This is a genomic window from Ruegeria sp. (genome assembly GCF_965199275.1).
Lineage (GTDB): Bacteria > Pseudomonadota > Alphaproteobacteria > Rhodobacterales > Rhodobacteraceae > Ruegeria.
In genome coordinates, this window is record NZ_CBDAQX010000022.1 from 610,280 (window position 1) to 619,408 (window position 9,129).

A 9,129-nucleotide genomic window follows, 5' to 3' on the forward strand; every position below is an offset into this window, starting at 1 on the left:
CTGATGCAGCAGCGGCTGCGGCAACAGCACTGGGCGCTATCGCGGATTACGCCGAGGATGACGCGAACAATCCTGCGCCGGATGCGGCGACCTACACCACGGCGGGCGTGACCGGCGTGACAGATGCCAATCTCGCGGCGGTGAATGCGCGGGTCGCAGCCGCAGATCGCGAGGGTGCGGATACGGTGGCCGAAGTAGATGCGCTGGTTCAGCAGGCCAACGGGGATGTTGATGCAGCGGCGGCTGCAGCGACAGCACTGGGGACCATCGTGGCCTATGCCGATGATCAGAGCAATACTGAGCCGACGGTTGATACCTACACCACGGCGGGCGTGACCGGCGTGACGGATGCCAACCTTGCGGCGGTGAATGCGCGGGTCGCAGCCGCAGATCGCGACGGGGCCGACGAAGTGTCCGAACTGGATGCGCTGGTTACGCTGGCCAACGAGGATGTTGCGGCGGCAGCGGCGGCATTGGATGCAGCAGCGGCTGCGGCAACAGCACTGGGCGCTATCGCGGATTACGCCGAGGATGATCAGGGCAATCCTGCGCCGGATGTGGCGACCTACACCACGGCAGGTGTGACGGGTGTGACGGATGTCAATCTCGCGGCGGTGAATGCGCGGGTTGCAGGCGCAGATCGCGCGGGTGCGGATACGCGGGTTGAGGTCCAGAGCCTCGTGAATGCCACGCTTGCAACGCTGGCACAGGCGAAGATCGAGGCCTATGCGGAAGATGACGCGAACAATCCTGCACCGACGGCGCAGGATTACACGACCGTGGATGTGTTCGGGGTCAACGCCGTCAATCTTGCTGCGGTGAACGGGGCGGTGGCAGCAGCGACCCGGGAGCAAGTGGACAGCCATGCGGAACTGAGCGCATTGGTCGGTCAGGCGGTCCTCACAGGTGGGGCTGAAACAGCGGTGTCCATAATTACGGCGTATGCTGGTAGCCAGACGCAACCCGCCCCGACGGTTGAGACTTACGAGGCGGCGGGGATCAATGGCGTAACGCCGACCAATCTTGAGGCGGCGAATGCGGCAGTGGCGGCGGCGAATGCGGCGATTGTGCAGGCTCAAGCGGCCTCTCAATCGGTGTATGCTGCAATCCAGGAGGCCCTGGACAACACGGTCACCCGCACCCTGGAGACCGCCGCAAAAGTGGATGGAACACCTTACAGTGATGCTATCACCGGCAGCACGGGTAAAGACACGCTTTCGGGCTTGGCCGGCGATGACGTTCTTGGCGGCGGTGCCGGTAATGATGTTCTGTCGGGCGGTGACGGCAATGACGCTCTTTTGGGCGGTGCGGGCGATGACATGTTGGTCGGCGGGGCCGGTCGGGATGTACTGAACGGCGGCGCTGGCACCGATACGGCGGACTATTCCGGGTCTGTGGACGCCACCGGGGCCGCTGGGGGTGTGACTGTGGATCTTTCACAATTGCCCTTCAGCACGCCGTCCGGCGGCCATGCCGAGGGTGACGTCGTATCCGGTATTGAAAACCTGATCGGCTCTGCGGCGGACGACAGGCTGACCGGCGACGGAAACACCAACGTGTTCAATGGCGGTGCCGGCGATGACGTGCTCGCTGGCGGTGCCGGCAATGACACACTGACGGGTGGTGCTGGTGCGGACCAGTTCAGGGTCGGACCTGATGAGGACAGTGTCACCATCACGGATTTCAACACGGGCGAGGACCGGCTTTATCTTGATGTGGCGGAGGGCACGGCGCTGAACCCGCAGGTGGTGGACGGCACTCTGCGGCTCACGATTCCGGGCACACAGATCAGCCTTGCCGGTGTCACTGATGTGACTGCAGTGAACATCGAGTATTCGCCCGGGCTGACAGCGCTGGGGACCATCGCGGATTACGCCGATGATGACGCGAGCAATGATGCGCCGACGGCGGCGACCTACACCACGGCAGGTGTGACCGGTGTGACGGCTGCCAATCTCGCGGCAGTGAATGCGCGGGTCGCAGCCGCAGATCGCGACGGGGCGGACACGGTGTCCGAACTGGATGCGCTGGTTACGCTGGCCAACGGCGATGTTGCGGCTGCAGCGGCACCTGATGGCAGTTCTGGCAGTACATCTGGCGGCCAGACCGTCACGGGTACAGCGAACAACGACATACTCAGAGGCGGCGCGGGCAATGATACGCTCAATGGCTTGGCGGGCGATGACCAGCTGCTCGGCGATGCTGGAGGTGACCGGCTAAATGGCGGCGCGGGCAATGACACGGCTGTCTATGGCGGGGCGACAGGTGTCAGTGTGGACCTTGCGGCTGGCACGGGCACGGGCGGCGATGCGGACGGTGACCGGCTCAGCGGGATCGAGAACGTCAACGGCACTCTGGGCAATGACACGCTCAGGGGCGACAGCGGCGCCAACTATCTGGACGGCGGCATTCTGGGCGATGATACGCTTGAGGGCCGCGGCGGCCATGACCTGCTTCATGACGTTGGCGGCAATGATACGCTCTCGGGCGGTACCGGCAATGATGTGCTGGTCCCCGGCCCGGGTGATGACCAGCTCACCGGCGGCGACGGACGGGATATCTTCCGGATTGGTCGAGGCAATGGCACCAACCGCGTCACGGACTTTGACCCTGTGCAGGATGTGCTGGAGTTCCGGGAGGGGCTGTTTGCGGACCTTGCTGCGGTGAAGGCCGCGGCCACGGTGCTGCCGGAGAATGGCGGTTTGAGGATTGATCTGCCGGCGGTCGAGACCTTGGCAGCGGGCACGCTGACGGTGAGCGGTCTTGACAGCCCGGACGCGTTGACGGCCGCCAATGTGCGCATTGTGTCGGCGGACGTCGTCACCGGGGTTGCCGGGAACGGCACGGTGGCCCTTGCGGGCACGGCGGCGCAGGGCAGCCCGCTCACCGCAACGGTCACGGACGGCGACGGCACATCGACCACACCCTTTGTCAGCTACCAGTGGCAGCGCAGTGACGGGACAGGTGATTATGAGGATATCGGCGGGGCCGAGAGTGCAAGCTATACCCCTGGTCAGGCGGATGTGGGTCATACCCTCCGGCTTGTGGCCATCTATAGCGATGATGACGGCAATGACGAACAGGTGACCTCGGCCCCCACAGCCCCGGTCAGTAATGTCAATGACGCGCCGGAGGGCGTGCCCGTGATCAGCGGCCCAGCGAGCGGCGCGTTGACGGCGGGCGCGGTCCTGAGCGCCGACCGGACCGGTATCAGCGATGCGGACGGGCTACCGGGTGAGGCGTCCGGCTTCCGCTACCAGTGGCAGCGCAGTGACGGTGCAGGCGGGTATGAGGATATCGGCACCAACAGCGCCAGCTATACGCTGACAGACGCAGATGCGGGCCGGACCGTCCGGGTTGCCGTCCGTTACCAGGATGAGGGTGGCAAGGAGGAAGAGGTCATCAGTACGGCGACGAACGCGGTGGCAGTCCGCCCGGAAGTGGCAGCGCTGGGGACCATCGCGGCCTATGCCGAGGACCAGGCCAATCCAGCGCCGGATGTGGCGACCTACACCACGGCGGGCGTGACGGGCGTGACGGCTGCCAACCTGGACAGGGTGAATGTGCGGGTTGCCGGTGCGGAGCGTGAGGGTGCGGACGAGGTGTCCGAACTGGATGCGCTGGTTACGCTGGCCAACGGCGATAAGTTTGAAACGGGCACTGACGGTGATGACTTCCTGGTCGGCGGTGCCGGCAATGACAGGCTTTCGGGCTTGGCCGGCGATGACGCTCTGACGGGCTTGGCCGGCGATGACATACTTTCGGGTGGTGCCGGGGGTGACGCTCTGATTGGTGGTGCCGGCGATGACACTCTGATAGGCGATGCTGGCGGTGACACTCTGACGGGTGGTCCCGGCAATGACATTCTGATTGGCGGTGCCGGCGATGACACTCTGACCGGTGGGGCTGGTACGAACCGCTACCTGTTCCAGGGAGACGCGGAAGGGGATGATACCATCACCGATTTCGTGGGGGACGGGAATGATATTCTGGTCTTCGATGAAGAGGAATGGGGGGCTGGTGACGATGCGGCAGACCTGGAGGCACTGATCGCGGCTGTAGAGGTCAACGGTGACGGAGACCTTGTCATCACCCGGCCCGACAATAACGGCAGCATCACCCTGGAGGGGGATTATACACAAGATACAGATGTCTCAACTGTTCTGACCAACTCGACTGTCAACTTCGACCCGGAGGTGACGACTGTATGATGGCAGGCGAGGTAGCCGATGGTGCGCTCACCGGGGAGCATCGGGGAACACCCGATGCAGGGGAGAGAAGAGAGCGACCATCGGCGGCTACACTCGGTACGATACGGCAGATACTGGAACCAGTAAGACAACCTCAAACGTTCCAGGATGTGCTGTAAGCAAAGACGAAACTGCGAACGTCTTGTCGGTATCAGAATCTGCTGCGGATATGTCGGAATGGTAAGCTTTAACTGTTGTCCGCATACGCGGGGGTGAGTCAGGCCATCCGTCGCGCCTGGCGCTGAAGCTGCAGTGTAGCCTGCGCGGGTCGAGGCCTGCACATGGGTCCACACATGGACTGTCAGTTTGACTTTTGAACCTTCCATGGCGGGGGTATCGTCGATGCGGCTTTGGGAGTGAGCGGCGGCTATTTTCCGGAGCGTTTAGGTCAGATATGCATTGGATTCCACGCCGGGATGAAGACGTCGCCGTGCCCGGCCACAGGTTTTTCGGAGCGAACCGGGTTCATTTCAGGGGGACCCGCAAATTGCACAGATGTGGCCTGTGGTGTGCCGGCCATGTATGTTCACCATGGGGCATGCCCTGTTTTTCGACCGATGAACGCCAGAATGTGCAGATTGTCTCTCAGCAGCCAAAGAAGGGGTGGGCGGATGTGTTCAGAATCGGTGGGCGGATGTCACCGGATTGCGCGCCATAGCATCCCGGACCGGTTTGAAGCTGAAGCACAAACGACCTGGCCGCGCCGGAGGGCGCGGTGCCTGTTTGCCGCCGTATGGCCCGCTGCCGCTCTGCGCGTGCCGGAGGTGATCTGATGCTTTCGGGTCCGCGCCCGCTTGTGAGCGCCGAACAGACGTTCGGTTATTTCCTGCACGAGTATCTCGCCCGCAATGACAGTGCGCACCGCTCGGCAAACCGCTGGCACGGTGCGGGTGCGCAGGTCCTGGGGCTTGGGCCGCGCGTTGGCAAGCGCAAGTTCATCTCGATCCTGTCCGGCCAGGTTCCCGGCACGCAGATCACGCTGGGCCGGGTCATTGATGGCACACGCCAGCATCGTCCCGGCTGGGACATGACATTTTCGGCTCCGAAATCGGTCTCGCTGGAGGCGCTGTATCGCGGCAGGCGGGCGGTGATGCACGCCCATGATGCGGCGGTGCGCGCCACGCTGGACTGGATCGAACGCGAGCACCTGCAGACCCGGGGCTATGACCCTGCAACAGGGCGACGGCCACGGGAGGCTGCGGACGGCATGATCGCGGCAACATTCCGGCATATGGCAAGCCGCAACAATGACCCGCAACTTCACACGCATGCGGTGGTCGCGAACATGACGCGCAACAGGGATGGGGCATGGCGCAGCATCGAGCCGACATTGCTGAAGCGCAACCGGCGCGTGTTCGGCGCATGGTACCGCAACGATCTGGCGCGGCGCTTGCGTGCGCTTGGCTACGACCTGACCCCGACCACCGTGGGCGGGTTACCGAGCTTCGAGATATCCGGCTGGTCGCGGGAGTGGCTTGAGGCCTTCTCGACCCGGCGTCAGGATATCCTTCGGCACCTGGCGGACACGGGCCGGATCTACACGACCGCGAACGCGCAGGCGGCAGCGCTGGTGACACGCGGCAAGAAGGCGGAACCGGTACAAGGTGAACTTGTCCGCCTGTGGCACGCGCGTGCAGCGCAGCTTGGCCTCGTCGAGGACCGGCCATCCCGTGCGCGCGTGGCCAAAGAGGCTGTCCTGACACCGCTTGAAGCGGTCTGGCAAGCCATGGCGCACCTGGAGGAACGGCACTGTGTATTCCGGCGCACCGACCTGCTCGCCGCCGCGCTGGGGCGCGACCCCGGACGCCACTCACACGGGGACCTGGAGGAGGCCATCGAGCGCTTGCGCAGGGACCGGCATCTTGTGGACACAAAATCCGGTGATCTGACCACGCGCCAGACCCTGCGCGCGGAACGGGACGTGATTGCCGCCCTGCGGGCGGGACAGGGGCGCGCCGCATCACTTGCCGACGACCAGACCCTCAGGGCACGGCTTGAGGCCACGTCGCTGACAGCCGGTCAGCGGGATGCGGTGCGGACGATTGTGATGTCCGAGGACCGTCTGGTCGGGGTTCAGGGGTTTGCGGGCACGGGCAAGACCCGCATGCTGAGGGAGGTCGTCCGGCTGGCCGGGGACCGCCCGGTGATCGGGCTGGCCCCGTCCTCGGCTGCGGCCCGTATCCTTGCGCTCGAAGCCGGGATTGGCACAACCACGCTGCAATGGATGCTGGCGCGGTACGAACATCTCGGGGATGGCCCTGATCTTGAGGCGGCGCGCAACCGCTTCCGGGGGGCCGTGATCGTGGTGGACGAGGCGTCCATGATCGGCACGGTTCAGATGCGCGGGCTTCAGCACGTTGCGGAGCGGATCGGAGCGGCCCGCCTCGCCCTTGTCGGCGACAGGCTTCAGCTTCGCTCGGTCGAGGCGGGGCAGCCGTTCCGCCTGCTTCAGAACGCGGGGATGGAAACGGCGCGCATGGACGACGTGCTGCGACAACGCAGGCCGGACCTCAAGGCCGCTGTCACGCATATGATCGCGGGGGATGCGGAGCTTGCGGTTCAGGCTCTGGGCAGCGACGTACGGGAAATTCCCCCCGACAGGCTGGCGGAGACGGCGGCCCGGCTCTGGCTGGCGCTTCCTGCAGAGGCCCGCAGAAGAACCATGATCCTCGCCCCGACCCATGGGCAGCGCGAGGAGATCACCGCCGCGCTCCGCAAGGGGCTTGCCGAAGACGGGCTGCTCGCTGGCCGGACGCTTGCGATCGAGCGGCTCGTGGACCGCCGCCTGACACGGGTACTTGCCGCCGATCCCATGAGCTACCGCGCAGGCGACATCGTTGTTGCCAACCGTGACGTTTACGGGTGCCGGGAGGGGGAAGCCTGGCGGGTGACGGGCAGCGACGGGGAGCGGATCGCGCTGGAGCGGCGCGGGGTTACTGGCGGGTTCCGGCCCTCGGGCAACGCCGCGCAGAACCTGTCCGCCTTCGAGACGCGCCCGATCTCGCTGCGCGCGGGGGACGAGATCGTCTTCACGCGCAATCTCGGGAGCCTCGGGGTGGTGAATGGCGACCGCGGGCGGATCGAGGAGATCGGACGGGCGCGCCTGCGCATCCGGCTTGCCGACGGGCGGCGGCTGGAGCCGCTGACAAAGGATGACCGGCTGCGGCATATTGACCACGCCTGGACATCGACGGTGCATCGCGCGCAGGGCAGGACGACCGACAACGTGATCGCGGTGCTGGACGCGGACAGCATGATGACGGACCGGGCACTGCTTTACGTGGAGATGAGCCGCGCCCGTGACGGGTTCGTCCTGTTGACCGACGACACGGAACAGCTTGTGCACCGGCTGGAACAGGACACGGGCGTGTCGCATTCCGCGCTGGAGGCGACCGGACAGGTGCTGGATATGCCGCGCTCCGGCTGGGTGTCGCAGAAGGAACCCCTGCGTCCGGCGCTGCAGGACTGGCGCGCGCTTGAGGTGGAGGCGGACCGGGTCGGGATTGCGCCGTTCCTCATGGCCGGTGCCGATGCGCTGCTGGATCGGCTGCGTCGGCGTGCAGCCATCGAAGGCGCGCCGGGGGAGATCGCAACAAAAGAGATCGCGCGGATTTTGGCGGATCACGCGGCCCATATCCGGGACCGGGCGCGCGCCGCCATCGGGCAGGCCTGGCAGACCCTGCGGGCGCGGGCGGCACGCGAGGACAGCCACGTCGCCCTGCAGCCGGGGGCGGACGCGCTGCTGAAGCAAACCGGCGGGTTGCGCGGGGCGGGGCCCCTGCCCGAAGCGCTCACCACGGGCGTCAGAGACTGCCGCGCCCTGCTGCGCGGGCTTGGGGACCGGCTGGAGCGCTGCGGAACCCGGGTCAGCCAGCAGGTCCGGAGCCGGGAGGACAGGATTGGCCGGATCGAACGGGACTGGACATTGCAGCGGGTCATGGCGAAGACCACGCGGCAAGACATCGCGTTTCTGCCGGAAACGGAGGAATTGCTGGCCCGGACGCGCCGGGTTGCCGCGCAACATCCCGGAGCGCTTCCGAAACGCGTGCTGGATCATGTGGAGGATTGCGCGCGCGTGCAGGACCGATGGAAAAGGCTCGTGCATGTCGCGCGCGTGCTGACGGACAGCGCACGCTCGGTGCAGCCCGCCGATGAGACGGTTTGCGCGGCCATGGTCGAGGCGGAAGACCTGCTCGCCGATGACCGCTTGTCCTGCAAGGCGCTGCTCGAACCCGGGCTTCTTGCGCCGATGAAGCATGCTTTGAGCACGTTGAACAAAAGGCGCAGCGTGGAAGAGCGGGCGCAGGACCTTCGCAGAAGCTGGAAGATGCGGGAAGCGGAGGCGAAGCGGCAGGGGTGTCATCCGTTCCAGCTCGGAGGGTTCGATCACTTCATGGAACGGCTCACCGGCTTCGCGCACGACTTGCCCCCGGACCTTGCGGCCCTGCCGGAACTGGCGGCGCGGTATCGCCGGGTGCGGCAGGACCTCGATGCGGTGATCGCGTTCGACACCAGGCGGCGGACCGTCCTCATGCGGGCCGCGACCTGGCGCCCGGATACGCCGCTCGACCGAAGCCTTCTCACCGGCTACGGACGCTGGGCAAGGGCTGCCCCGAACGTGATCGAGAAGGGAACGCGCCTGATGGAAGATGCGCTGCTGGCACCGCAGGACCGCAAGACGCTGGGGAAGATGCTGGAGCGCATCACATCCGCGCTGGACGGTTGCGGTCTCGAGGCCTGGCGTCTCGGGCTATTGGAGCAGATCAACGACACGGCGGATGCGCGGGGGTGCCACAGGTATTTCGTGGAGGGCTATGACAGGGTCTTCGAAGGGCTGGGCGAACGGATGGTCGCGGGGCCGGGCGGCAACACGCTGGCA

2 protein-coding genes are annotated in these 9,129 nt (G+C 65.7%); both read left to right on the forward strand.

Annotation, left to right across the window (positions count from 1 at the left end):
* Positions 1–1,160 precede the first annotated feature (1,160 nt).
* Positions 1,161–4,211 carry a hypothetical protein gene (locus tag ACOERD_RS22645; RefSeq protein ID WP_419740570.1) on the forward strand — a complete coding sequence of 1,017 codons (3,051 nt, stop codon included), beginning with the start codon at positions 1,161–1,163 and terminating at the stop codon, positions 4,209–4,211.
* Positions 4,212–5,022: 811 nt separating this feature from the next.
* A partial coding sequence (mobF, locus tag ACOERD_RS22650) for a MobF family relaxase (protein ID WP_419740552.1) occupies positions 5,023–9,129 on the forward strand: 4,107 nt, incomplete at its 3' end.